Annotated in this window: 26 protein-coding genes and 2 pseudogenes; 19 read left to right on the top strand and 9 right to left on the bottom strand. The window is 37.7% G+C overall.

The features are described 5' to 3' along the window. Positions 1-57: 57 nt before the first annotated feature. From SCALIN_RS18245 to SCALIN_RS18265, 4 genes are all read right to left on the bottom strand, one after another. Entirely contained in the window at positions 58-939 is an 882-nt protein-coding gene (locus tag SCALIN_RS18245) for a zonular occludens toxin domain-containing protein (RefSeq protein ID WP_096895889.1), read from the bottom strand. Between the two features lie 26 nt (positions 940-965). Continuing rightward, positions 966-2,165 (bottom strand): type II secretion system protein GspD, encoded by a 1,200-nt coding sequence (locus SCALIN_RS18250; protein WP_096895890.1) that lies wholly within the window; start codon positions 2,163-2,165, stop codon positions 966-968. 393 nt (positions 2,166-2,558) lie between these two features. Beyond that, positions 2,559-2,894: a hypothetical protein gene (locus SCALIN_RS18260; RefSeq protein WP_096895892.1), complete on the bottom strand. Its 336-nt coding sequence runs from the start codon at positions 2,892-2,894 to the stop codon at positions 2,559-2,561. Positions 2,895-2,917: 23 nt separating this feature from the next. Further along, a complete protein-coding gene (locus tag SCALIN_RS18265; protein WP_096895893.1) occupies positions 2,918-3,724 on the bottom strand; it encodes a hypothetical protein in 807 nt (268 codons plus the stop codon). Between SCALIN_RS18265 and SCALIN_RS18270 the strand changes: the two genes are divergently transcribed. The 16 genes and pseudogenes from SCALIN_RS18270 (at position 3,704) to SCALIN_RS18340 (ending at position 16,224) form a co-directional block, all read left to right on the top strand. Next, positions 3,704-4,048, top strand: coding sequence for an RNA-directed DNA polymerase (locus SCALIN_RS18270; protein ID WP_162532400.1), 345 nt, complete (start codon positions 3,704-3,706; stop codon positions 4,046-4,048). The genes SCALIN_RS18265 and SCALIN_RS18270 overlap by 21 nt on opposite strands. A gap of 332 nt (positions 4,049-4,380) precedes the next feature. Further along, a pseudogene (locus tag SCALIN_RS24150) lies at positions 4,381-4,626 on the top strand (hypothetical protein); the annotation flags it as partial. Positions 4,627-5,667: 1,041 nt separating this feature from the next. Beyond that, the gene (locus SCALIN_RS18280; protein WP_096895948.1) at positions 5,668-5,868 is read left to right on the top strand and encodes a cold-shock protein; all 201 of its coding nucleotides are present in this window, start codon (positions 5,668-5,670) and stop codon (positions 5,866-5,868) included. Positions 5,869-5,955: 87 nt separating this feature from the next. Then, complete coding sequence (locus SCALIN_RS18285; RefSeq protein WP_096895896.1) at positions 5,956-6,714, top strand: formylglycine-generating enzyme family protein; 759 nt, start codon at positions 5,956-5,958, stop codon at positions 6,712-6,714. Position 6,715: 1 nt separating this feature from the next. After that, entirely contained in the window at positions 6,716-6,961 is a 246-nt protein-coding gene (gene acpP, locus SCALIN_RS18290; RefSeq protein ID WP_096895897.1) for an acyl carrier protein, read from the top strand. 23 nt (positions 6,962-6,984) lie between these two features. Next, entirely contained in the window at positions 6,985-7,173 is a 189-nt protein-coding gene (locus tag SCALIN_RS18295) for a hypothetical protein (protein WP_096895898.1), read from the top strand. A gap of 261 nt (positions 7,174-7,434) precedes the next feature. Then, entirely contained in the window at positions 7,435-8,697 is a 1,263-nt protein-coding gene (locus SCALIN_RS18300; RefSeq protein WP_096895899.1) for a glycosyltransferase, read from the top strand. A gap of 4 nt (positions 8,698-8,701) precedes the next feature. Next, a complete protein-coding gene (locus SCALIN_RS18305) occupies positions 8,702-10,717 on the top strand; it encodes a glycoside hydrolase family 15 protein (protein WP_096895900.1) in 2,016 nt (671 codons plus the stop codon). Between the two features lie 269 nt (positions 10,718-10,986). Continuing rightward, positions 10,987-11,319 (top strand): hypothetical protein, encoded by a 333-nt coding sequence (locus tag SCALIN_RS18310; RefSeq protein ID WP_096895901.1) that lies wholly within the window; start codon positions 10,987-10,989, stop codon positions 11,317-11,319. 108 nt (positions 11,320-11,427) lie between these two features. Continuing rightward, positions 11,428-12,423: an FtsH protease activity modulator HflK gene (gene hflK, locus SCALIN_RS18315; RefSeq protein WP_096893338.1), complete on the top strand. Its 996-nt coding sequence runs from the start codon at positions 11,428-11,430 to the stop codon at positions 12,421-12,423. Then, positions 12,420-12,782, top strand: a complete 363-nt coding sequence (locus SCALIN_RS18320; protein WP_096895902.1) for an SPFH domain-containing protein — start codon at positions 12,420-12,422, stop codon at positions 12,780-12,782. Before hflK ends, SCALIN_RS18320 begins: the two co-directional genes overlap by 4 nt. A gap of 25 nt (positions 12,783-12,807) precedes the next feature. Next, positions 12,808-13,374 (top strand): protease modulator HflC, encoded by a 567-nt coding sequence (gene hflC / locus SCALIN_RS18325; protein WP_230406656.1) that lies wholly within the window; start codon positions 12,808-12,810, stop codon positions 13,372-13,374. Positions 13,375-13,586: 212 nt separating this feature from the next. Then, positions 13,587-13,730, top strand: coding sequence for a hypothetical protein (locus tag SCALIN_RS22405; protein ID WP_162532401.1), 144 nt, complete (start codon positions 13,587-13,589; stop codon positions 13,728-13,730). Between the two features lie 234 nt (positions 13,731-13,964). Further along, complete coding sequence (locus SCALIN_RS18330; protein WP_162532402.1) at positions 13,965-14,276, top strand: diguanylate cyclase; 312 nt, start codon at positions 13,965-13,967, stop codon at positions 14,274-14,276. 956 nt (positions 14,277-15,232) lie between these two features. Then, positions 15,233-15,496, top strand: a complete 264-nt coding sequence (locus SCALIN_RS24155; protein WP_096895905.1) for a ZIP family metal transporter — start codon at positions 15,233-15,235, stop codon at positions 15,494-15,496. 86 nt (positions 15,497-15,582) lie between these two features. Continuing rightward, the gene (locus SCALIN_RS18340; protein WP_133112035.1) at positions 15,583-16,224 is read left to right on the top strand and encodes a hypothetical protein; all 642 of its coding nucleotides are present in this window, start codon (positions 15,583-15,585) and stop codon (positions 16,222-16,224) included. Between the two features lie 250 nt (positions 16,225-16,474). Here SCALIN_RS18340 and SCALIN_RS24160 read toward each other — a convergent pair. Further along, positions 16,475-16,630, bottom strand: a pseudogene (locus SCALIN_RS24160) (type II toxin-antitoxin system HicB family antitoxin); the annotation flags it as partial. Positions 16,631-17,082: 452 nt separating this feature from the next. Further along, positions 17,083-17,277, bottom strand: a complete 195-nt coding sequence (locus SCALIN_RS18345) for a hypothetical protein (protein WP_096895907.1) — start codon at positions 17,275-17,277, stop codon at positions 17,083-17,085. Positions 17,278-17,513: 236 nt separating this feature from the next. Here SCALIN_RS18345 and SCALIN_RS18350 point away from each other — a divergent pair, with 236 nt between their 5' ends. Next, complete coding sequence (locus SCALIN_RS18350) at positions 17,514-18,572, top strand: glycosyltransferase family 32 protein (RefSeq protein ID WP_096895908.1); 1,059 nt, start codon at positions 17,514-17,516, stop codon at positions 18,570-18,572. Between the two features lie 182 nt (positions 18,573-18,754). Here SCALIN_RS18350 and SCALIN_RS18360 read toward each other — a convergent pair whose 3' ends face one another. The 3 genes from SCALIN_RS18360 to SCALIN_RS18370 form a co-directional block, all read right to left on the bottom strand. Beyond that, positions 18,755-19,642: a TIGR01777 family oxidoreductase gene (locus SCALIN_RS18360; RefSeq protein ID WP_096895910.1), complete on the bottom strand. Its 888-nt coding sequence runs from the start codon at positions 19,640-19,642 to the stop codon at positions 18,755-18,757. A 203-nt stretch (positions 19,643-19,845) separates the two neighbouring features. After that, on the bottom strand, positions 19,846-21,036 hold the full coding sequence (gene hmpA, locus SCALIN_RS18365) for an NO-inducible flavohemoprotein (RefSeq protein WP_096895911.1): 1,191 nt from the start codon (positions 21,034-21,036) through the stop codon (positions 19,846-19,848). A gap of 48 nt (positions 21,037-21,084) precedes the next feature. After that, the gene (locus SCALIN_RS18370) at positions 21,085-22,365 is read right to left on the bottom strand and encodes a ChaN family lipoprotein (RefSeq protein ID WP_096895912.1); all 1,281 of its coding nucleotides are present in this window, start codon (positions 22,363-22,365) and stop codon (positions 21,085-21,087) included. 170 nt (positions 22,366-22,535) lie between these two features. Between SCALIN_RS18370 and SCALIN_RS18375 the strand changes: the two genes are divergently transcribed. Together SCALIN_RS18375 and SCALIN_RS18380 are read left to right on the top strand one after the other, a co-directional pair. Continuing rightward, complete coding sequence (locus SCALIN_RS18375; protein ID WP_096895913.1) at positions 22,536-22,751, top strand: hypothetical protein; 216 nt, start codon at positions 22,536-22,538, stop codon at positions 22,749-22,751. A gap of 35 nt (positions 22,752-22,786) precedes the next feature. After that, complete coding sequence (locus tag SCALIN_RS18380) at positions 22,787-24,016, top strand: NAD(P)/FAD-dependent oxidoreductase (protein ID WP_096895914.1); 1,230 nt, start codon at positions 22,787-22,789, stop codon at positions 24,014-24,016. Positions 24,017-24,019: the final 3 nt, after the last annotated feature.

Below are 24,019 nucleotides of genomic sequence, written 5' to 3' on the forward strand. Positions count from 1 at the left end.
AAAGGTCAAGTAGCAACATCTCGTCTTTTTTATTAAGTCAAAGAATATTTTCAATAACTATAATTTTTCGATTTTTATTTCATCACGTATATTTTTTTTATTCGCTTCAATGATCTTTACTTTTTTCAATCCTTTAGGGGTTTTTACAACGTAATGACCGTCAATAATACCAACGATTCTATACGTGTTACTACCCTCTCTCTCTAATCTTTCCGGTTTAAGTTGAGATTCTCTGTATTCTTCAACTGTTTCAGATTTGCGATAAACGTGATTTTTATTCATATTGTGAAAGATTTTCATAAAACCAAATCTAAATATCAAACCAGCACATACAACCAAACCGACAAAAATTAATATATGTTTAAATGGGATACTTTTAATCTTTTCACCTTCACTAATTATCATTGATCGGTACATTCCAAAGACTTTTTGATCTTGTTTTATTCTTTTTGTCTTAAAGCATTCATCACCAGAGTAAAATTTATAGGTAAAACTCTTGCCAATAGAATTAGAACGTCGCACTGCCTTTATTACGTACTCAGCCAACTGTTGCAATTCTCTCGCCAGACAACGGACGTCCTGGGTTATCAAATAGATATCACAGCCCAAATGACGATGCATCTGGAAGAAAAGAAACACATTAACATCATAAAACTTACGATGAAAATAATTTCCTGCCTGTGCTTCATCAATTATATAAATAACATTTGAATTCATACAGAAAGTCTCTTGATATTTATTATTAAAAAAAGTAGAAAGTCCACCAGCATCTGAAATAAACTTATCCAAGTCTTCACCAAGTTTCATGTTCTTAATGTTTGTATAAACCCTAACATCAACGTCTCTTTCTTTCGGAATCCAAGAGTCTAATTCATTAGACCATGTATAATATGATTTTAAAACATGATTAACTGCATAGTACGTTTTACCGGAACCAATTTTTCACTGTATCAATCGTATAGCCATTATATTTTCCTCTCAAATTTGAGTTTCTGGTTTTCAAAGTCCTTTTCATTAAAGAGAATTTCAACAGAGAGAAGCAAGATCAACTCCGTTTTAGTTTTATTGATATCCTCAGACCTGAACATCTTCCCAAGATAAGGGATATCACCAAGAAGCGGTATTTTTCTGATTTTCTTATTTATTGAGTTTTCCATTAAACCACCTACATAAATTTTCTGTCCGTCATTAATCAATGTAGTCATTTCAAGTGAATTTTTTGTAAACGATGGTGAGTCAATCAAAGGGTTTTGGACAGTTTGAATAATGTCGCTAATTTCCTGGCTAAGATATAATTTAACAACATTGTTTTCTTCAACATCAACCTTGACGTTAAGTATTACACCAACGTCTCGATATTCGATATTTTCAGACCTTAAACCATTTTCACTTACTGAAGTTCCTTTTCTTATAGGTTCTGACCGACCAATTTTAATAACTGAGGTCTGTCCGTCCTGGACTAACACATGAGGTTTTGAAAGTATCTCTACTCTGCTTTCAGAATTTAAAATAGTGATGAAAGAGTTTACATCTCGATGGAAAGTGAAAGCCTTGAGACCTTTACCGGGAAGACCAGAGGTTAAGGATGTTATTCCCTCTGTTAATAATGACGCTTGACCACCTCTATTATTGTTTGTATTAAAAAAATACTCGACACCATATTGAAGAGCGTTATTTAAAGTGACTTCCATAATAGTAAATTCAACCAGTACTTGTTTTGGCCGTTTGTCAAATGGTTTGATGACATCTTTAACTTTTTGATAATCGTCTATACTGGCCTTAATGATTAACACATTGATACTTCTGTTTTCAGTTATCACAATTTCAGGAAACACATCATTTAACAATGATTTAAGATTCTCAGAGCGTTCATATTGCAGGCGATAAAGATAAACATTTTTTGTGTCATCCGGTGAAATCTGTATATTAAGATCGTTCAGGCTTTCACTGTTATGAATCCCATATAATGCACCATTTTTTATAAGCTGATAGTTTTTACTATTTAAGACAGTACGAACCATTTTCAGTATTTCATCTCTTTTAAATTTACCTTTTATTTCGATATTTACAGAACCGATAAAATCATCAACAATTATGTAATTCTCTTTAATGATCCCCATCAAGAGACTGACAACGTCTGTCAGTTCAACTTTCTCAAACTGCATATCAACATCAATTGCACCTTTTTCAAATTCCTTTGCCTTGCCTTCTTTAACTTTCCATTGCCAGCTTTCGACATTTTTAGTTTTAGCCGTATTTGTAAAAAGTTTTTTTCATGTGTCTTATCTAAAAGAGCGCATCCCGGAGTAAAAAAACATATTACAAATACTAAGACACACAGTTTTCTGAGCATTTATAGGACTTTCTTTTTTATATCGAAATTTCTGTAAGTAAAAAAAATCACGCCAAAGATAAGGCATTTTTGTCATGCTTTTATATACTTCCAGAAACCTTTAGTTTAAAAGTATTGATAAAAGAACGTAAAAGAAAAGGGGGGAGGTGATTTTCCTTTCCGTTCTTTTACTAAAAGATCATGGATGTACGATTTCAGAAGTTGTTTACAACCGGACAAAGGGAATCATCCTGATTGCCATTCTAAAAGCTACAGCAGACATAATAAGCGAGAACCCTTCAACGATCTTGAGATGTATTGCAAACCATGCCGTAATGCCTGTAAAATTGATTAGATAGCTGTTGACGCCATAAGTGCCGTCAATCGTGTTTAACGTGCTCATTACTCCTTCTATGAGCATATAGATAAGACGGCTGAAAAGTACCGGAACAATAGTAATAACCAATGTCCAGATGAATAACTTCATAGCAGTAAACCGGACAACGCTATATCCTACCCAACTGCCAAAGGCAGAAAGTAACCAACTCAATAATGCAGGCATTTGTTAAACTCCCCTGAATTAAATTATATTCCCATTGCTATAAAAACAGCCCTTATGGCCATTAAACCCAATACAAAGCTTCCAAACAGATCAACCATCCAATCAAGTGAACAGAAATCAATAGTCATGGATTTTCCAAACAGTGTCATGGGAAGTGAACACGTAGCACCAGTAACATTGATCTGACTGCCAGTGGCCAGAAGTACCAGAGGATTAGAGGCAAGATATCCGGTAATTAATCCAGACCAGTCTGTTTCACCTATCTCAGAGACATCACCCGGAAGACTTGCGTCATAGGTTGTACCGTCAGCAGTACCCGGAACAGCTACAGGAACATTTCCACCAGAATCTAAACCTGATATATCGTCAATGCCGTCCACATTATCATCTGTAAAATTTCCCGAAGGTTGAGCAACCGGATTACCTGTACCGCATACACCACCAAAATCAATTCCTGTTTCATCCTGGTTCATTATGCCATCAAAGCAGGTTTCAGTAGGAGGACACACAAAGCCAAAATTTAACTCACAAACGCCACCACAATCAATACCCGTTTCGTCTTGATTCTGTATACCATCAAAACAATCAGGCATCAGAGGTATATCTTCTTGGAATTCATAAAATTCAATTGGAAAATCTGAGATCACACCGTTACCATCAAGACCAATATTACCAACAAATTTATTACCCATACCGCCGCTTACTGGCTCATTTGTAAACGGGTCTGAATTTAAATCAGCTAAATAATCGTAGTTTTGATCTAAGACACCACGCCACCTGACACTTGTACCATATTGATTACATTGATTTTGAACAAAATTCCTCCTCATAAGAGCCTGTTTAAAGTAACAAAAAACAAGGGGCTTCCAATCGGAAATTTAAACAGTCAATTCTTTGCCAATATCTATTTAAATCTGCTTGACCAATTTGTAAAGCATCAGTTGAAGTGCCGATATTATGTGCGTTACTGTGATGATCTTCTGCTTCTCTCAAGAGACAGGGAGGAGCTCATAATGTGGAAAGACAAAATTGAGATATTTCTTGATGACAAGCCCCAACTGGAACTGCGGAAATCGTTTAAACTCCAACCGGTTAGTAACGGGATTGATTTTCTGGGTTATATAGTACGGCCGGATTATCTGTTGGTAAGATGACGTGTAGTAAATAATTTGCAGGTAAGGTTACGTGAATACAAGACACTTTTAGTCTAAGAAGGACGATACTACCGAAGGTATCTTTTTGATGAAGAGATGTTAGACCGGTTACATGCTATTTTGTCATCCTATCTTGGCCATTTCAAGATGGCAAACACGTACAACCTCTGCAAGTCTATATGGGCAAAGCACAATTTCTTAGACCAATATTTTGATCCGAAAGGAAAGAAGCTTGTTCGAAAATACAAGTACCCTAAAGAGTTTAGAAAGACATATCAGCAGTATTTGTATTACAGGAGTAGGTTTATAGGTGATATACTTTTTTTTCAGGTGGGGAGTTTTTTGAATTTTATCATATCCGTGATAATGAAATAGCTTATACCCTCGGTCTCTCAGTGTTACGTAAAAATAAAAGGCGAGCCAGATATTGTTTTCCGGTACATCTTATGAACAACTATCTTCAAAAATTGCTTAAAATGAAGATGTCTATAACACTGATCTTCGAGAAGGAAAGATATCTGACCGGGATAAAAGAGAGGGTGCCAATGTACCGGTATGAATGGATAGAGACATGCTGATAAAACCTATTCGTATGTTATTGATACTGATTCCATTTTCTGTTAGATACGTTTCTCTTTACATTATCAGATTTAATAGAAAATTCTTTAGACAAATTAACCTGGGACAATGAAGATCTACATATAGGTTCAAAATGCTTAGAGTCTTTTCTTTTTCAAGAGACAGAATCTCCCCTTGCACGAGATCCGAATACTCAAAGTTCACGTACTTTTCGCTTTCTGTGATACAAGATCTCTAAATTTTTCAACTATTTCAAGATCCCTTTTCTTCATCATTCTTTCCATGATTCATATGATGGCAATACCAATTCATTATTAGTGAATTCACAAAAGCCACAGTAACATTTATAACTTGTTCTGAGTCCTTTCTGAAAAAATCACAGTTTTGTTTCGCTTGTATCTCCGAAACTGTGTGTTAGTTTGAAGTTACAAATCACGGCATGTCAACCGGTAAAGTTTATTTATTTTAACCCTTGTAAATGCTCATTTCTAGTATACACTAAGCAAGTGGAAGTAAACAAGATCATACCAGAAGTCAAATCTACTGTTTATCTACTCCGTACTCAATGGAGTCTAATTTCTTATAAGATGTTTTACAGGTCTAAAAAGGTTTCAATGCTATCCGTTATTTGTTTGCAGACGTATTGACACATCAATGGAGTAAGTCCAAATGATTATGCTCTGTGTATATTGCTTCACATGCACACTTCTATTTGTTTTTGCTCAACCTTTCTAATAATAAGGCTAGTAACATCGAGATAGTATCCAGGGAATCTCTCTAAAGGTTTACTGTTGGATGCATTGTCTCAATATTCGTCTATAATGATTTTTGCAGATAAAGAAACGAATATTTTGCCCATCTCTCTGTTCGTGATCTGTTTAAATATCGTGTTCGAATAGGACACCTTTCTCACCAGCGTACTATATTTTATGTCTTGCAATATGAAATGAAAGATTGCTCTTATTTATTCTTTATTACAAGTGATGAGAGCACTTTAACAATAGTTTTTCTAAATGAGAGGGAAGGGGGTGTTAATCATCATGATAAACGGGATCGTAAAGTGGTTTAGCGATGTAAAAGGAGTCGGCTTTATTTCTCAGCAAAGTGGAGATGATGTCTTTGTACATCATTCTTCAATCCGGTGTAATGGCTTTAAGACTCTTTTTGCGGGCGACAAGGTAACGTTTGAAATTGAAGAGGGACTAAAGGGCACCAGAGCTGCAAACGTTTTCAAAGTATAAATGTGTTATGCACAGAGGGCCTTTCTATCTCTATGTGTTGCACTACCTCAGTGAACGAGAGTTATAAATAAATAAAAGGAGGATTTTATGAAGATAGTTGTAAGTCTTGTAACCACTCTATTATTGTTTTTGTTTTCACAAATAGTCATTGCGGAACCTGAGATGGTGTTTGTCAAGGGAGGATGTTTTGAGATGGGAGACACCTTTGATGAGGGAGAAGATGATGAAAATCCGGTACATGAGATTTGTGTAAATGATTTTTATATAGGCAAGTACGAGGTGACAGAAACGGAATGGGCGGAAATGATGAAAACAAGTAAATCTGATGTAAACGGCAGTGGAAATTATCCGGTAGAAAATGTAAGCTGGGAAGACGTACATAATTATATAATAAAGCTAAATAAAATGACTGGTAAAAATTATCGATTACCAACAGAGGCAGAGTGGGAATATGCGGCTAGAAGCGGAGGCAATAAGGAACGTTGGGCAGGGACGAGTGATGAGGCTGAACTTAAGGATTATGCATGGTATGAAGATAACTCAGAGAGAATGGCACACCCGGTCGGACAGAAAAACCCTAACGGGCTCGGCATACACGATATGTGTGGGAATGTATGGGAGTGGGTATTTGATAATTATGATGAGCAATATTATGAAAGTGGCCATAAGGATAATCCAAATGGACCTTTAACGGGGTTTTATCGTGTTCTCCGTGGTGGTTCCTGGATCAACACGCCGATGGATGTGCGTACTGCAGTCCGGGGTAGACGCATACCAATGGATTGGTTTCAGCATGAAGGTTTTCGTTTAGTCCTTTCACACAAGACAAAACTTAAAAAGGAGTGATATGTCAACAGAGGAAAGATTAAAAGAGATGGTTATTAAGCAATTAAGTAAAGACGGGAAACCGGTTACACTTGAAACATCTTTTGTAAATGACTTAGAAGCAGACTCACTTGATATAGTAGAACTTGTTATGGAATTAGAGGACGCATTTGGGGTAAATATTCCGGACGAAGATGCAGAGAGAATAAAAACCGTTGGTGATGCCGTAAAGTATATTAATGAATATACAAATAAAAATGGCAAGTAGAGAATAAAGAGGATCAAAAGGTAATGATACAGAATAATAGATGTCCAAACTTTAATCACGGCCGTATTAATGCTCCTGTGCATGCCTGTCCAATGTGTGGCAAGGTAGTAAATGGAGACATATCCATAAAAAATTGTAGCGAAGATGAACATGCTAAAAGAAGAAAAGATAGAAACAAGTATTGTGTAGATTGTGGCAGCCAACTTATCTAGGGAACACAACAGCACCACGCTGTTTCTTTAAAATCTTTACCATAGATTATAAATATATTAGACGGTCGTCCTACCTCTGAATGCGTGTAGACAAGAGTAATTTTTTACCCAGTCTGAGACAAGGCGATACTCATATTGAACGCAAATATTATTTTCAAAAAATTGAGTATGATGCTGCTGGAACGATCTGAAAAAAACATATCCAGGTAATCCGAGAACTTTTAAAACATAACATGCAGTAACGAGAAGGGATGTATAATTATGATAAGTTTAAAGCAAGAAAATTTGACAGTGCTTCATGTGGCAACACTTAACCAGCCGATCAGACCGAACCTTGGTTATGGTCCCATAGAAACGGTGATTTATAACATAGACAAAGGGCTCGATGCTTCAGGTCACAGGTCGATCGTTGCCTGTTCAGGAGACTCAAGGGTTTTTGGGGAACATCACGTGACTGTTGATAGGAGCGCTGGTGATTATTGGAGCGACAACACCACTGAAAAGCATAAGGCCATGAATATACACCTTTCAAAGGCACTGTACAGGGCAAGGAGGGGTGACATTGACATTATACACGCCCATGATCCAAAGGCGGTTGAGTTCATGTATGATAGTGTATTCAAAATGAATGTACCGATTGTAATGACCCTTCACGTATCCGCAGAAGACAGCTCTCTTGGAGGCGCTTACCAGCGTTGGGCAAATCATCTTCTTGCATCCCCATTGGTGTATTGTGCTGCGATAAGCGAATATCAAAAAAAGCAGTATAGTGAACTGGTGAACGCGGACAATGTTGTTTACCACGGGATTGACGTTGAAGAATACCCGGTAAAGGATGAGTCGGATAAAGGAAGTTATTTATTTACTATTGGAAGGATAACCCATGACAAGGGGCAGGACAAGGCCATCGAAATTGCGAAAAAAACAGGTTCCAAGCTTATCATTGCCGGCTGTGTTCAGAATAAACCCGCCGACAGGGAGTTTTTTGCAGGCCTGAATAATTCTATCGACCTTTCCACTGAAGTAGGAAAGCATCCGGTTGATAATGACTATTATGCCAGGGTAATAAAACCGTTATTGGATTGTGATAAACAGATTATCTATATTGGAGAGATCAGCAGCGAGCATAAAAAACATTGGTACCGGCATGCAAGGGCAACTTTATTCCCTATACAATGGGGAGAACCATTCGGGCTCGTTCTTGTCGAGTCGATGGCATGCGGCACACCAGTTATAGCCTTAAAGAGAGGAGCTGTTCCTGAAATAGTAGTAGACGGAAAAACCGGTATTGTGGTAGACTCAATTGATGCAATGATTGAAGCAATCAGTCGAGTAAATACTATTGATCCAGGTGACTGCAGGAATCATGTACATGATAATTTCTCCATAACAAGTATGGCCTATAAATATTCAGAATTATATCATCAGTTAATCGACAGCCACAAAATATCAGAAAACTGCAGCAGTTTGACAGACGACTATTTTACTGAACCTCTACTCCATGGTGCGATAGCCACCTTATAAACTTATGCCCAAAAACATTCCGGTAGGCAACGGCAATCTTCTTCTTAATTTTGACTCAGATTATCAGATCAGGGACGTGTATTTCCCCTATATAGGACAGGAGCATCACTCAAAAGGTGATCCTTTCCGGTTCGGAGTGTGGGTGGATGGACGTTGCTCCTGGACAGGGCCGGAATGGGATAAAAGCCTAAAATATTACAATAACACCCTTGTTACTGATGTGTTTCTGAGAAACGAGTCCCTGGGCCTGGAGCTGCGCTGCCATGACGTGGTAGATATGGAGTTGAATGTATATATTAAAGAAATCGAGGTGATAAATCTACAAGGGAATGAACGCCAGGTAAGGCTGTTTTTCTGTCAGGATTTTTATCTTTGTGGCTATGATATCGGAGACACAGCCTATTTTGATCCACGTACCCACTCCATAATCCACTATAAGGCCAATCGTTACTTTCTCATTAATTGTTGCAATTCTGAAGAAGAAGGTGTAAATCACTATGCATGTTGCCGCAAGGAATCTTCAGGAAGGGAAGGAATATGGCATAGTGCTGAGCGCGGACTACTTAATGGGAATCAAATTTCATGGGGAGCTGCTGACTCTGCTATTGGGATATGGCTGGATGTGCCTCCAAAAGGGAAAGCTGCTGCTCATTACTGGATTGCAGCAGGCACGAACTACAGCGAGGTGTCTCAACTTAACCGAAAGGTGTTAGAGAAGACTCCGGATGAGTTGATGAAACGCACATCAGATTACTGGAGAGCGTGGGTCACGAAAGAATCCAGGTCCTTTGGAGACTTACCAGGATCTGTCATTAACATATACAATCGCAGTCTCCTGATTATAAGAACACAGATAGACAACAGGGGAGCAATCATCGCGGCAAATGATTCAGATATAGTCCATTTTGGAGGAGACACATATTCGTACATGTGGGGACGTGATGGAGCTTTTGTAGCCGCCGCATTGGCAAAGGCCGGTTACACCCATGTATGTATGAAATTTTTTAACTTTTGTGCTCGTGTTCTATCAGAGGAAGGATACCTTTACCAGCATTACAATCCTGATGGATCACTGGCAAGCAACTGGCATCCCTGGTTGGTGGAGGGGAAGGAAGTCCTCCCGATACAGGAAGACTCTACCGCTTTAATTCTCTGGGCACTCTGGATACACTATGAGAGTTCTAAGGACATAGAATTCATCAGACCGTTCTATGATACGCTTATTAAAAAGTCTGCTGACTTTATGGTAAATCACCGCGATCCTGATACTAAACTGCCCATCCCCTGCTATGACCTCTGGGAAGAACGTTTTGGAGTGCACACTTATACCGTAGCGTCAGTGATTGCCGGTCTAAGGGCGGCGGCGAATTTTGCAAGACTCTTTCTGGATACCTCATTGGCAGAGAAATATGACAAAACAGCCGAAGAAATAAAAGGAGGCCTTACTAAACACCTCTACCACACGGGTCTAAAGAGGTACGCCCGCTCAGGTTACCGAAAAGGTAAAGGCTACGAACTCGACGAAGTAATTGATGTCAGTTTATCTGCACTCGCTTTCCTGGGAGTATTGCCTCCCAGAGACTCTCGGATGATCCAAACAATGGAGGCAATACATCAGCAATTATGGCTGAAGACTCCTGTTGAAGGTTGTGCCAGATATCAGGATGATGTTTACCATCGGCCGAATGACAGCCCGGAGGATATTCCCGGCAATCCCTGGTTTATCTCAACACTCTGGTTGGCAGAGTATTATATAGCGCGTGCCGAAAGCCTTCATGAACTTCGAGAGGCCATTCCTTACCTTGAATGGTGTACAAAAAACGCTCTTCCTTCCGGTGTGCTTGCAGAGCAGGTGCACCCGGTAAACGGTGCTCCACTCTCTGTTTCACCGCTTACGTGGAGCCATTCCTCTTTTGTGTGGACAGTTCAGCTATACACCGATAAATTCAACTCATTTGTGGTTAACAAGACGTCATCTTGCAACCTGGAAGATTATAAAACTGAAGGCATTATGGGTTAGTGTGTGGGCTGATAACAGATACAGAGAATCAGTGAGATACTAGCATAATGAAAAGATGACAGTCTTCACTCATTTACACCTGATGACCCTGGTGATCAACCATTTATTGATGGGTTAAAATAATTGAAATACCTACAAAAATGTAAAAAAACTAATGGAAGCAGTTATAACGCTGTTATTACCAGAATCAAATCTGTGAAATCGAGAAGTGCAGTAAAAATAAACAAAACAGTAATTATAAAACTTAAAAAAAGATGAAGAACACAATAATGAAAAGAATAATAACAAATGATAAAGACATAAGGTTGACCATTGTACAATACAATGATAGGCAGAATAATATTGTAACTCTAGCTTATCTTTGCCTGGGAAAAGACAGGCTTGGTAATAGAAACCTTATAGATAATGGTAAACTTTTAGTTTATGTTAATGAAAAAGAACTTTATAGAATACCATTCCAAGGAACATTTACCGATGAAAGGAGTTCAGCCCTCACAAAACATCTTAACGATATGGTTCAGCAGGGAGAGTCTGGAGAAGTTCTTTGGGGAAATATAGAAAATAAAATTCTTAACTGCTGTGGATCTTGCTATGTAAAATAGGTTGTTTTGCTTTTTCCTTAATCGCAATAAACCATACAATTAAAAGTAAATCCAGTCATAACTCCAACTGGGTAATTTCAGTTAGATAATAAGAAAGAGAGGTAAAATATGAATGGTTACGGTGATAAACCGGATTTCAAGTTTGATAAAACACAGTTTGATCCTTTTAAGAAGTATATGTTACCAATAGCGTTCGTTATAGGTATTATCATACTTGGGTATTCTTCAGTATTTACGGTAAAGGCCAATCAGGAAGCCGCAATGTTAAGGTTCGGTAAGTATACGGAAACTGTCGGGCCGGGATTGCATTTTAAGTTGCCTTTTGGTATTGACAAGGTATATGTTGGAGAGGTGAAACGTATATATAACGAAGAGTTTGGCTATAGAACCGTTAGTTCCGGTAGAGAAAGTATGATTGATTACAACTTCAGGGGTGCAAGCGATGTCTCTCTCATGCTGACCGGAGACAGGAATTGTGCCGAGGTACATTGGGTAGTAAGATACAAGATTAAGAACCTGAAAGAGTTCCTCTTTCGTGTAAGGGATGTCAAGAGTGTCATCAGAGATGTTAGTGAAGCGGTAATGAGAAGGATTGTTGGTGACATGTCTATTGATGAAGTGCTGACTATTGGCAGAAGGAAGATAGAGGAAATTGCGGAGACGGAGATAGAAACAGTACTGGATACTTATGGCTGCGGGATTGATATACAGGTAGTAAACCTGAAGGGTGTTAACCCTCCGGGTGAAGTTAAGGATGCCTTTGATTCTGTTAACAAGGCGGTGCAGATGAGAGATCAGATTACGAATGAAGCAGAAGGAAAGAAGAACAAAGTCATACCGGCTGCAATGGGTAAGCAGCAGCAGGCGATTAGAGAGGCGGAAGGGTATAAGATAAAGAGAATCAACGAGGCGACTGGAGATACAAAGGCGTTTCTTGCCGTATGGAAAGAGTATGAGAAGGCAAAGGGTGTTACCAGAAGGAGGCTTTACCTGGAAACAATGGAAAAGGTGATACCAAAATGTGAAGAAATATACATAATTGACAAAGATCAGAAAGGGATTTTGCCGATACTCAATCTGGGAGAAAGTAAGGTGATTAAATGAATGAAATGAAACAAAAGGCGCAAGTATATATAACAGTAGCCATAATCGCGGTAGTTGCAATAATTATCATAGCCAGTAGTTCTTTTTACGTAGTCGACATTAAATCACAGTGTGTGATTACTGAATTTGGTAAACCAAAGAAAGTTGTAACAGAACCCGGGCTAAAGGTAAAAACACCTTTTATACAAAAAACAAAATATTTTGAAAAACGAATCATAGAATGGGATGGTGAGCCGAGTGATATCTTGACAAGAGATAAAGAAAATATTGGCATTAATACCTGGGCTCGTTGGAAGATTGTAGACCCTTTAAAATTTTATACATCAATAGGAACGGAAGAAGAGGCCAGGGATTCTTGATGAGGAATAGGTCAGCCTGAAAAATATTGAAGACTATCCTTTAAATGAGGTATTAAGGAACACTAACCGGAAGCTTGAATATACTACAGTAGAGTTGGAAAAGGCGGAAATTGACAAGAAGGTAAAAGTTTCTCATGGCAGGGCAAGCCTTGTTGGAGAAATAAATAAAATGGCAAATGAAGGATTACGTGATAGATACGGTATGGAACTGGTTGATGTAAGGATAAAGCATGTTAATTATGTACAGGCGGTCATACCTAAGATATTTGACAGGATGCGTTCAGAAAGAATAAGGATTGCAAATAAATATGAGTCTGAGGGCAGGAGAGAAGAGGCGGAAATAATGGGGTATATGAAGAAGGAACTGGAGAAGATAGAATCTGAAGGCTACAAGATAGCAACTGAGACGAGAGGTGAAGCAGATGCCGAAGCAGTAAAAATATATGCAGATGCTTACGGAAAAGATCCTGATTTTTACTCTTTTACAAAGACTCTTGAAACGTATGAGAAAACCGTTGACGATAACACCCGTTTGTATTTAAGCACAGATAGTGATTACTATAAGTATATAGATAGTTTTACGGAAAAGTAAGTATCCTTCTGATTTCTTGGTTTCTAATAAAACTTTCATTAAATGCTGTTAGTGCATAATAACGTTTCGTTATTACATAATAAATATTTATGACAAAGGCAGACCCTGAGTAATCAGGTGTTGATGTTACGTATGTTAGTAACTACTTAATTTTTCAATTAATTATAAATGCTTAAGGATTTACAACGATACAATGGAGTGACAAATATAGTGTGGGTATATCGATAATTGATGAGGAACATAAGAAGCTCATTGATATTACTAATATGGCTATTGTTGCAAAGAAGCAAAATTACAGTTCAGAAAAAGCAAAGGAAGTAAGAAAGAGTTGTCTGAAGATAATCTTAGAAGAATAGAAACAGCATTAATAACTTAAATAACATTAGAATTCATATAAAAATTCTTTCGAAATATTAGGTGTGGTTATGTTATCTCGCCGATAGTAAGCTTGAAAAAAAGTTATCATCCTCTGGTAAGGGAAACTTATGTTGTATTGTTTTTGGAACAGAAAATTGCTATCATAATTGGAATATACAGCCGCCTTATATTTAAATGTTTGGCACAATACAAGAGGATCAGATGAATAAATCGTGACACACAGGGCAAGTCTCAAGAAACAATTCAATCGTGATGCCGTTTTCCCTGTGCGCTACGGGGGTGAAGAAAGCGCAATTATTTTCTCGGAAACGGCGATTGCTCCAGCCGCCGTAATGGCTGAAAGGTTACGTGTGGAAGTGTACCGATACTTCGCGGACCGTGATCTCTGCATCACGGTGAGTATTGGTGTATCATGCATCTGTAAGCCGGATGTTACAACGGCATCCGAATTGCACTATCAGGCTGATAAGGCGTTGTACAAGGTGAAGTGCGGCGGTAAAAACAGGGTAGGAAGAAATGCCTAACGACCGGTTGCTGCTGACGGCATTCCGCTGTTCCTCGTAAATATTCATTGCATGTTAATTTTAATAATATTTTGCGAGTGGGGAGTGCTTTGCTATTGTTAAAAACCTTCTAATGGGTGGTTACAGTATTTTTCGTTGATTTTTCATCATTGACTCTTTGATTGTCAATCAATTCCTTGCAGAATTATTTCGAGAAAAGGATGGCTCTATCTCAATTTAATGTATATTTCATAACGGAACCAACTTAATAAGCTCCGATTGAAATGTTAATGAAATAGGCACTTATGAATTATTGTGAGAGACAGGTAAAATCCTGAAAGTTGTTACTAAAATTTTAGGGGTATGGTGAGCAAGTTATCATACCCCTTTTTACCTACTTCATCTTCACTCCAATTACCTATAGAACTGTCACATATTAAGCGTAATAGGGTGGTGAATCAGTCATATACACACCAGAAACACTCCTTGATGTTGACAAAATTCCTTAGAACCCTTTTTATGGCTTATATTAAAAAGAATTTATTAGATAGTATCTTGGTGCTGTATGTGTTAGTATTAACGGTAATAGCATTTATAGAATTAGACGGAGGTGTATTATCAAGAATCTATTTCCAATACTTTCAGGGTTAATAAGAGGCTTAGTCGAACTTGTAGCAGGAAGAAAACGGAAGAAGAAAACTGTTGAAGTAAAAGCGAGTTAATTGATTACCAGTATTTTTTCTTTATGCAGACGTCTATGTTCTTCAAATACTGAGGGGTGTAGGCGTTTTCTTATCAGCCCAAACTACATCTCACCAGTAATATTTCTATGAGTCATTTCAGCTCTCACTTTTCTATGATTTTCAGATTTGAGTCCAGAATTCAAACTTCTACAGATTAATAACAGACTCTTTCGGAAACTATAAAGGTAATATATACCCCTCTCTTAAAAAAGGCAATTATGCTATCATTTATACATGAATATAATAAATGTGTATGCTCTCACAAGTGTATTCGTAGTGAGCTTAATATCCATTATAGGTGTGTTCACACTTTCGCTTAATCAAAAGATCCTAAATAAAAGTGTTTTCTTACTTGTAAGCCTCGCTGTTGGTGCGCTTTTTGGGGATGCTATAATCCAGCTCATACCTGAGGCTTTTGAAAGTGTTGAGAATCCTGCACGTGTTTCTTTATTTATTATCATAGGAGAAACATGGTGTCATATCTTGAACCGCCCCTGAAATAAATGCCCGCTACGACGATGTCTTATGTTAAACCGTCGTGTGTAGGTAAATTTATTATTTGTAATTCTGTTAACACACTTTATATGAAACAAAAATATCTCATTTCACTTTTTGCTCTAATAATATTCATTTTATTTGGATACTGGGCCAAATGTCAAACTGGTACAAACTTCTTTGAATCAACCAGTCTGAGCAAACTTACACCATTCAAATACCTCCAAAGGAATGATGTTGTATCTATACCTAAACCAGGAATAATATTATACGACTGCTTTGATACAAAATCCATTATAGGAAACTGGTCAAATTTATGGATGAGAGACAAAGGCAAGGTCTCTGTGGACTATGATTTACATGGAATAAACAATTCCCGCTGTCTTTTAATCAAAAGCACCAGCACAAAAAGCTGGGCATACTCTCACAATAAATCTGTTGAGGTCCATGAAGGCGATATATTCAGTTTTGACGGATTTGCAAGAATACAGGGGGAGAAAAATGTATCTGCTTTTATTGGTATTGCTGCATTCGATGGTCAGAATGAACCCATTAAATGGAACTATATTTCTGAAAAGATTGATAATACAGAAATGTGGACTAAGAAAAATAAAACGTTTGTTATACCCGATAATATTAAATATATACGCTTTCGATTGACCGGAGTTGGTATTGGTGAGTTCAGATTTGATGATATTTTTTTTAGAAAAGAAAACCTATCTACAAACTGACTTTTTAATGAGATAGTTTATATTTACTACTTGCGTGCTTGCTATTTGCAATCTGTGAAATCTGCCGATTTTTAATATTCTTCGTGTTTCATGTTTTTATTTTTTGGTCATTCTGTTATTGTAATTTGAAAATTATTTGATTTTTGTAACTTGTATTTTGCGTTTTTCTCAATTGAGTTTATCAATAATAGTCACTGTCCATCTTTTGATTCATCACGGCAAATCGTCTCTCACCCTTCCCCACCCATTGCTATGCCACTGAAATGTTTTGTGTTCCAACAAATTTACTTTCAAAATTTGGTTCTCCACCCTCAAGAATCATTTCAATTACTTCGTAAAGATTCTTGTTGATCTTTTCAAGTGTTTCACCTTGTGAATGGGCACCAGGAAACCCGGGAACATACCCTCAATTCAGGGAAATCTCTGAAAGTTCAAGGGTACGGTATTGCCCTACTTTAAGAAGCCATTGATAGAAACACAAGTGAACTGAGGGGGATCAATAAAGCATTAACTGAGTTAAAAGTTGAATTGGAATACACTAGTGATGCGTTAGAAGATATTTCTTACTTAACCGTCTCTGGCAAGAAAGATATATCCCAGCTTTCGTAAAAGATCTGGGATATCTCCAATCAGATTTCAATACTTTAAATGCTAATTACTAAAGATTAAAAGTTGTTCAGCACTAACGTTGAGTGAAGCTAAATCCGTTTGGCTCATAAAGCTATTAATACGATACAAGTCATAAACGTGGAGCGCAGGGGGAAGTTCCCTCATTTTTTATCATCTATTGGTTTGCTAAAACACAATCTCTAGGATATTTCAAATTAAATTTTCCCATTCTGATATACTTTTTCTCAATTATTCACATATGATTGGATTCATGTTACCAAAGTTTAAATCATTTGGGCCTCCAGTACTTACATCCCCATTATATTCCCATTTCCATCCAGTATTTGTATGAGTATCATCAAAGTAGAAAGTAAAAATAGCCTGACCGTAACTGCCATAATCACTAAGAATAACAACATTTGGTTCTGCTCCACTAATTGTCACACTATCATTATAGCAACCATCTGGACTACATGAACAATTAGATTTTTCACCGCTATGATCATAAAATCCTAAATTTGGACTGTACTTAAAAATGTGGTGTCCCCAGCAGTTTGCGAATATATCGTATTGGAAACATGATGATCTCTTGCGAAAAGTCAAAAAATAGTTGTATCACTCGCGCGCAGTGTTTATCATACCCTTGTCAACAATATTCATAATAAATTTGAAGAGATAGTATGATAGATATTAGTAATTTTAATAAATCAATTCATGAACTTTATGTAGATTTTGATCTTTCACTCGGAAAGGGAAGCAAATACTTTAAACAGATAGAAAAATATGTTGGTAGAAACAAAAAAATTTACGAAGTGTTAAAGGATTTATATAAACAAAATAACTTATTAAACGTTCAACCAGGAAATGTACCCAGAATTCCAAAAATAATACACCATATTTGGATAGGAGATAGGCCATTACCTCAAACATATAAAAATTATATGAAAAGTTGGAGAAAATATCACCCGGATTGGGAGTTCAAAATATGGAGAAATAAAGAAGTCCTGGAGCACTCTTTTACAGACAAAAAATTAAAGTCATTGTTCTCACAAAAATTGACTATCGGTGAAATGGTTGACATTTTAAAGTATGACATTTTGTTTACGTATGGCGGTCTTTATGTTGATTGTGACTGTTTATGTTTAAAACCGCACGATATTCTACATTACTGCTACGATTTTTATGCAGGGATATTTCCCCCACTTTTTGCCTCGATAGATAATGCTATAAATGTCAGTAACGGATTGATAGGTTGTGTACCTGGACATCACATTTTTCCAGCTTTGAGTGATCTGCTTGTAAGTAATTGGAATAATCTTGATTACAGGGACGACGAAGTATATACAACGTTACAGCGGACCTTCGGATGGTTAACAGATGCTTTGGTTGAAACCGCATACGAGCGGAAATACATCAACATAGCAATGCCAACAGGCTATTTTTTCCCTGTTACCGCTTATCCTGTTTTTGATTTTTTGATTCGTGGTCCTTTAACTGTACTAATTGATTTCTTTTTGAAAAGAGAAGGTCCTTTTTCTCATACAAAACCTTATAGTTTTAGCAATCACTGTTCTGGCAAGGAGTGGATGTATGATCTTTATTCAACAGTAAGTCTGCGCCATTTAGTATGGACTGCATTTACTTTGAAAGATTGGAAGTTATTTATTAAATCGAAGCTGTTTAAAAAGAATCTAAATAAAACCCGCAGGTCGTTTTATGAAATGATTACTCCAAAATAGCTTTGTTCTGGATTTAGTTTAGAATGTGTATCAGTTCTCCTGTATTTCCTGCTTTCTTCGGTGATTAATACATTTTCTTTTTTGACAACCACCATTCCCTGAAATGCGACTAGCGTTGTATCCGGAAAGAATCCAAAGATGTTGTAAAATACCACCTTTGTCCAATTTTCTATTATTACCAGCTAATCAACACTTAAAACATGTTTAAGAGCACTTTCAAGTTCCGGATAGAGAAATTTATATCCGGAATCTGACAGTCTCTTTGGAGCAACCTTTGTACTTGCCAGTAGAAGATCATTTGCCATCTCACCAAATGCAAGCCTGGCAATAAAGGCAGGCATTGGCATTACAGCGGGTCTGTTTAAGACCTTTCCAAGTGTTTTCGTGAACTCTTTATTTGTTACCGGGTTTGGAGCCGTTACATTCACCGGGCCTTTCAGAGAATCTGTAGTTAATGCGTGATGGATCGCACCTGCTACATCGTCTATGTCTACCCAGCTCATATATTGATTACCGTTACCAATCTTTCCTCCCATTCCCATCTTAAAAGGAGTCAGCATCTTTGCCAGAGCCCCGCCATTTTTACTGAGAACGATTCCAAATCTTACATTTACTACTCTGATACCCGCTTTCGAAACGGTATCAGCAGCTTCTTCCCATCCGAGGCAAACATCCGGAAGGAATCCGCTCCCTCTTGAGCTGTCTTCATTTAAAAACTCCATTCCTCTGTCACCATAGTAGCCTATTGCTGATGCACAGACAAAGACAGATGGTGGAGATTCCAGTTTAAGGATATGTTCACATAGTTTCTTAGTCCCTTTGATACGACTGTTCCTGATTCTTTCTTTTTTAGCCTTGGTCCACTTTCCGGCAGCAATATTTTCTCCTGCCAGGTGAACAATTCCGTCAGCAAAAGTAGAGTTCCAGTCACCATTTTCTGGTTTCCAGGAAATGTCATTATCTTTCGGATTTTCACGAATAATCTTACTGACGGTTACACCATTCTTTGATAAAAATGATACAAGATTGGATCCTATAAGTCCTGAAGAACCGGTTACCGCAATTTTCACAGTGATACCTCCCTTTAAAAATTAGTTGATCTTTACATTTAATTGTTCTGATTTTTGATAATCTCAAACTTTTTTTAATGCATAAATTATCCCTGATTCAATTTTTAGCATTTAATCCTGGTTACACTTCGACTACGCTCTGTGTGACGTCATCCAGAGCGGAATCGAAGTGTTTATATTGTTACGATGGTGATCTGATTTTTTCACCCGGTAATATCCCCTTTCGGGCCAAAATATTCGTAGGCAATATTGTCAGCGTCGACTCCCCATTGTATTAATGCCCGGTATAAATCTTTCATCATTTGTGCAGGACCACAGAGATAAAACTCAGCATCCGTCTGGTGACTTACAATCTCTTTTACCGAGTTCATCGTTATTCTACCCGGTTGTGTATCCGCAGACTTTACCGAATTTCTGGAGTAAAAGAAATGATGGTTAATGTTATCATGGTCTGCTGTTAATGTTACAACATCATCCTTAAACGCATGGGCATCTTTATTACGTGTTCCATGAATAAAGGATATCTGCCTGGTAAGCTGTTGTTTTACCGCATCCTGTAAGATACTCAACATCGGTGTTATCCCGACACCCCCACTGATAAGTGCTGCAGGCTTATCTGTTTCCTTGAGACAGAGAGTGCCGTAAGGCGGACTTAATTTTATTTTATCTCCCGGAGAAAGCGTATCATGAAGGTAATTTGATACGAGACCGTTGTCTTCCCGTTTGACTGAAATTCGATAGTAGTTACTATTCGGGCTGTTTGAGAGGGAATAGTTTCGAAAAACAGTTCCTCTTTCAGGTACTTCCAACATCATATTGATATATTGTCCAGCCTTTCCGATTACAATAGTTTTTCCATCTGTTGGTTCAAGATAAAATGAGGTTATCAGACTACTTTCATTTTCTTTATTGGCAAGAGTAAATTTCTTGAAACCTTTCCAGCCACCTTCTTTTGCCAATGTCTCTTCATATTTTCTGGTTTCAGTTTCAATGATTATATTTGCAAAATACTCAATGGCCTCTTCCCAGGCTCTCTTTACCGCATAAGTTCCTTTTGTTCCAAGTACGTACCCAAATGCTTCCACAAGACAGGTATTAACAACAGAGTACTGTACAGGCTTTATGTTCAATGAAGCGTGTTTTTCCGCTATATCGTTTACAAGCGGTTTAATTGCGTCAAGATTATCGATGTTATTTGCATACTCTATAATTGAAGCAATAAATGCTCGCGGTTGTGTACCGTTACGGAGATGCTCGCGGTTGAAAAAGATTTTTATCATAGGATTACGAGTAAACAGTAACGGATAAATCCTCTTTGCCAACTCTGCTTCATTCTTCTTAATTATCGGTACCGTCGCTTTAATGATTTTTTTTGTCTTGTCGGTAAGACTCATATTATAACCTTCTAAAACCAGTGCCTGTTTATGGGCATTAAGAAATTGTTATCCATTCTTCTTTGATTCAAAGAAGGTTACGTCTACTGTAATTTTTTCTTCTCCACGTAATATTTCAATATTGCAGGTGTCTCCGGCCTTTTTCTGGCGGACATGATAGATCACATCAAATACCCTGTTGATCACCTCACCGTCCATTGAAAGAATAATATCACCTGCCTGTAGATTAGCTTTTCCGGCAGGACTATCCTCGCCAACACTATCCATAACGACCTGATACTTCCGGTCTTTTATATTCTCTTCTTTCTTTTTCCCCTCTGATTCGTTTTCCGGCATATTTCGAATCATTACCCCCAGCATCACTTTTGTTTCTTTCGGCTCAGGTAACTGAACAACCTTCACATAATCTGCAGGTTGAAGGGGTATGTCCCCTGCGAACAATGGATGATCACTATCCGGTTCAAGTGTTCTCTTCTCGTATGTTGTAATAGTCAGGTAAGGGAGGTGGTTGTTTCGGTACACCCTTTTTGGAATACCAAAATGGTAAATGATATGACCTCCTCCTACGAATACCAGGAGCTTTTTCCCTTTTGCCTCTGGCGAAGACAAGTACCTGGTTATACTGTCTGCCATAACATCCTCCCAGGTACACTGAACCTGATAAAATTTCTCGAAAAGGCCACTCATGTCGGTGTCACCATGGCCATGGCTTGATAAAATCCTTTCAAGGTATTTTCTGTGATAGAAGTCACTAGTATCTATTTCAGGCAGGTTTTCTCTCTCTTCCTCACTCAGACCTTCAATTCCCTTTTTTCTTATTGTTTTACCTAAATCTTTTGTAATATTCAGAGCGATAACCGGGATCTTATTGTTACGAATAAAGTTCATAATCTCTTTATAGTGATTATAGTCATATCCCCACTCGTAATCCCAGTCTGTTAAATATAATAGATCTTTCTCACTGATTTTCCCATGTGTCCATTTATCAAGAATTTCCTGATGCGGCCTCTTAAACATCTCCATTCCAACAGCCAGATTGCCACCGTTTCTCTTATAAAATTCCTTCAGTACCTGAAGTTCCAATTCATGTGATTCCCTGTTCGAGTGAACCTCACCTACATAGATTATTCTTGCGCCGTCAAAAGATTCGGCAAGTTGTGAAAAAGTTACCTTCTCTCCTGTTGCTACATGGACAATATCTCCAGCATTGACTTCAGCAGGAAAATTCCTTAACCTGTCAGTTTTTACAGTAACCGTATTTGCAACTGAATGGCAACCCATACTTAGCACAATAATTACGGCTAAAAATATTAACTTGTCGTTTAACATTAGATTTTAATAAATATTTTTAATTTTGGAATAATTAGGAAAATTTACCTATTTTTATTTTACATAATTTAATTATTGATAGGAAGCTAATAAAGTATAAAATACTATAAGCATGAAAAAAATTCTTATCCCGTTTTTATAAGATTAGCGAAAGTAAGGAGTTGCTTAAAATGAAGACCTGTAGTTTAACAGATTTTAGGGTAATAATTTCTCCATGGCTATCGGGAGAGTATCTCCGGAGAGTCTATAAGGATGACAATGGCCATCTTCTCTTACTGTTCAGGGATGGAGTAGAAGATGTTTACCAGATTGAGAATTGTACAGATGAACAGCTTGAGATGGTTCTTGAAGATTTGAGAAAACAAGGTATTCAGGTTGAAGAGTAAAAGGCTCAACACATAATCTATTCATTGGGGAATTTATGAACAGCAAACCCGTTAATAATCATCCTCGAGTTGGCATCATTGGTGGAGGATTTGGGGGATTAACAGCAGCTTTACACTTGAATGCATCAAAATTTCACGTCACGTTATTTGATCACAAGAAGAAATTTGACTGGTTACCCAATATACACGAATTGGTCTCAGGCATAAAGCAGGAAAAAAACCTGCAGTTCTCCCTGGAAAGCAGGTTGTCCCAACGGGGACATAATTTTTGCAATGAATCAGTTACTTTTATAGATCCCGAGCGAAAAAAAGTAGTAACTGCTCAGGCAAAAACCTACCAGTTTGATTTTCTCATAGTTTCTGTTGGCGGTGTTAATAATACTTTTGGAGTGAAGGGTGCAGATAAATACACGCTTCCTTTCAAGTCTGTTGACGATTGTGCCCGGATAAGAGATCGATTAAGAGAGGTGGCAGACAACACTGAATACCCGAAAATCGGTATCATTGGTGGTGGTTTGGAAGGGGTAGAAGTACTGGGAGAGATACTGCGTAATTATAAAACCAGTCAAAATACCTCATTAACCCTGGTGGCTAACAGCCATCGCTTATTGGTTATTGCTCCGGAAGTTGTTGCAAATCGGCTTCAACATTACTGCAACATATACGGTGTTGATTTGCTTCTGGAACGTAATGTCACTGAAGTCTCTCCTGGTAAAGTTGTGTTGGATAATAAGAAAATTTTAGACCTGGATATAATAATCTGGACAGGCGGAGGGATCGCACCTCCCTTGCTCTACGAATCTGGTCTGGCTGAAGATGAAAAGAGCTGGATCAGAGTTAATGAAAACCTGGAAAGTAGAGAGTTCGAAAATGTTTTTGTCGTTGGAGATGCGGCAATGCTACCTGAGCCTGTTGACAAACAGGCTTACCATGCATTGGATATGGGAAAACTGGCCGCTGAAAACATTATAAGAGTGACAAACGACCTGATAATGCATCCATTTAACCCGACGATAAAACCTTTTCTGCTTACTTTTGGTGACATAGATACCTTTATGATCTTTAATGAAAAAGTGATCAGTGGCCCTTCATTGAGTATTGCTAAAGAAATGGTTTATCAAATGATAATCAGGCAGCTGGAAGGGTCAGGGAGCTTACATGCTGCAGAAGATACACTCAAAAGATTGCCCTCTCTTGCAAAAATCATAACCAGAAACCGGATTATGCGCAGGATGTTATTCTCTTTGTTCAGCAAGATACATTAACAT

The sequence above is a fragment of the Candidatus Scalindua japonica genome (genome assembly GCF_002443295.1).
Taxonomy (GTDB): Bacteria; Planctomycetota; Brocadiia; order Brocadiales; family Scalinduaceae; genus Scalindua; species Scalindua japonica.

Coding starts and splice junctions, on each gene's coding strand:
- SCALIN_RS18305 (WP_096895900.1), top strand. CDS start 8,702: ATGCCCAAAAACATTCCGGTAGGCAACGGCAATCTTCTTCTTAATTTT.
- SCALIN_RS18260 (WP_096895892.1), bottom strand. CDS start 2,894: ATGCCTGCATTATTGAGTTGGTTACTTTCTGCCTTTGGCAGTTGGGTA.
- SCALIN_RS18350 (WP_096895908.1), top strand. CDS start 17,514: ATGATAGATATTAGTAATTTTAATAAATCAATTCATGAACTTTATGTA.
- SCALIN_RS18340 (WP_133112035.1), top strand. CDS start 15,583: ATGAAACAAAAATATCTCATTTCACTTTTTGCTCTAATAATATTCATT.
- SCALIN_RS18375 (WP_096895913.1), top strand. CDS start 22,536: ATGAAGACCTGTAGTTTAACAGATTTTAGGGTAATAATTTCTCCATGG.
- SCALIN_RS18250 (WP_096895890.1), bottom strand. CDS start 2,165: ATGCAGTTTGAGAAAGTTGAACTGACAGACGTTGTCAGTCTCTTGATG.
- SCALIN_RS18320 (WP_096895902.1), top strand. CDS start 12,420: ATGAATGAAATGAAACAAAAGGCGCAAGTATATATAACAGTAGCCATA.
- hmpA (WP_096895911.1), bottom strand. CDS start 21,036: ATGAGTCTTACCGACAAGACAAAAAAAATCATTAAAGCGACGGTACCG.
- acpP (WP_096895897.1), top strand. CDS start 6,716: ATGTCAACAGAGGAAAGATTAAAAGAGATGGTTATTAAGCAATTAAGT.
- SCALIN_RS18280 (WP_096895948.1), top strand. CDS start 5,668: ATGATAAACGGGATCGTAAAGTGGTTTAGCGATGTAAAAGGAGTCGGC.
- SCALIN_RS24155 (WP_096895905.1), top strand. CDS start 15,233: ATGAATATAATAAATGTGTATGCTCTCACAAGTGTATTCGTAGTGAGC.
- SCALIN_RS18370 (WP_096895912.1), bottom strand. CDS start 22,365: ATGTTAAACGACAAGTTAATATTTTTAGCCGTAATTATTGTGCTAAGT.
- SCALIN_RS18300 (WP_096895899.1), top strand. CDS start 7,435: ATGATAAGTTTAAAGCAAGAAAATTTGACAGTGCTTCATGTGGCAACA.
- SCALIN_RS18265 (WP_096895893.1), bottom strand. CDS start 3,724: ATGAGGAGGAATTTTGTTCAAAATCAATGTAATCAATATGGTACAAGT.
- SCALIN_RS18380 (WP_096895914.1), top strand. CDS start 22,787: ATGAACAGCAAACCCGTTAATAATCATCCTCGAGTTGGCATCATTGGT.
- SCALIN_RS18310 (WP_096895901.1), top strand. CDS start 10,987: ATGAAAAGAATAATAACAAATGATAAAGACATAAGGTTGACCATTGTA.
- SCALIN_RS18295 (WP_096895898.1), top strand. CDS start 6,985: ATGATACAGAATAATAGATGTCCAAACTTTAATCACGGCCGTATTAAT.
- SCALIN_RS18285 (WP_096895896.1), top strand. CDS start 5,956: ATGAAGATAGTTGTAAGTCTTGTAACCACTCTATTATTGTTTTTGTTT.
- hflK (WP_096893338.1), top strand. CDS start 11,428: ATGAATGGTTACGGTGATAAACCGGATTTCAAGTTTGATAAAACACAG.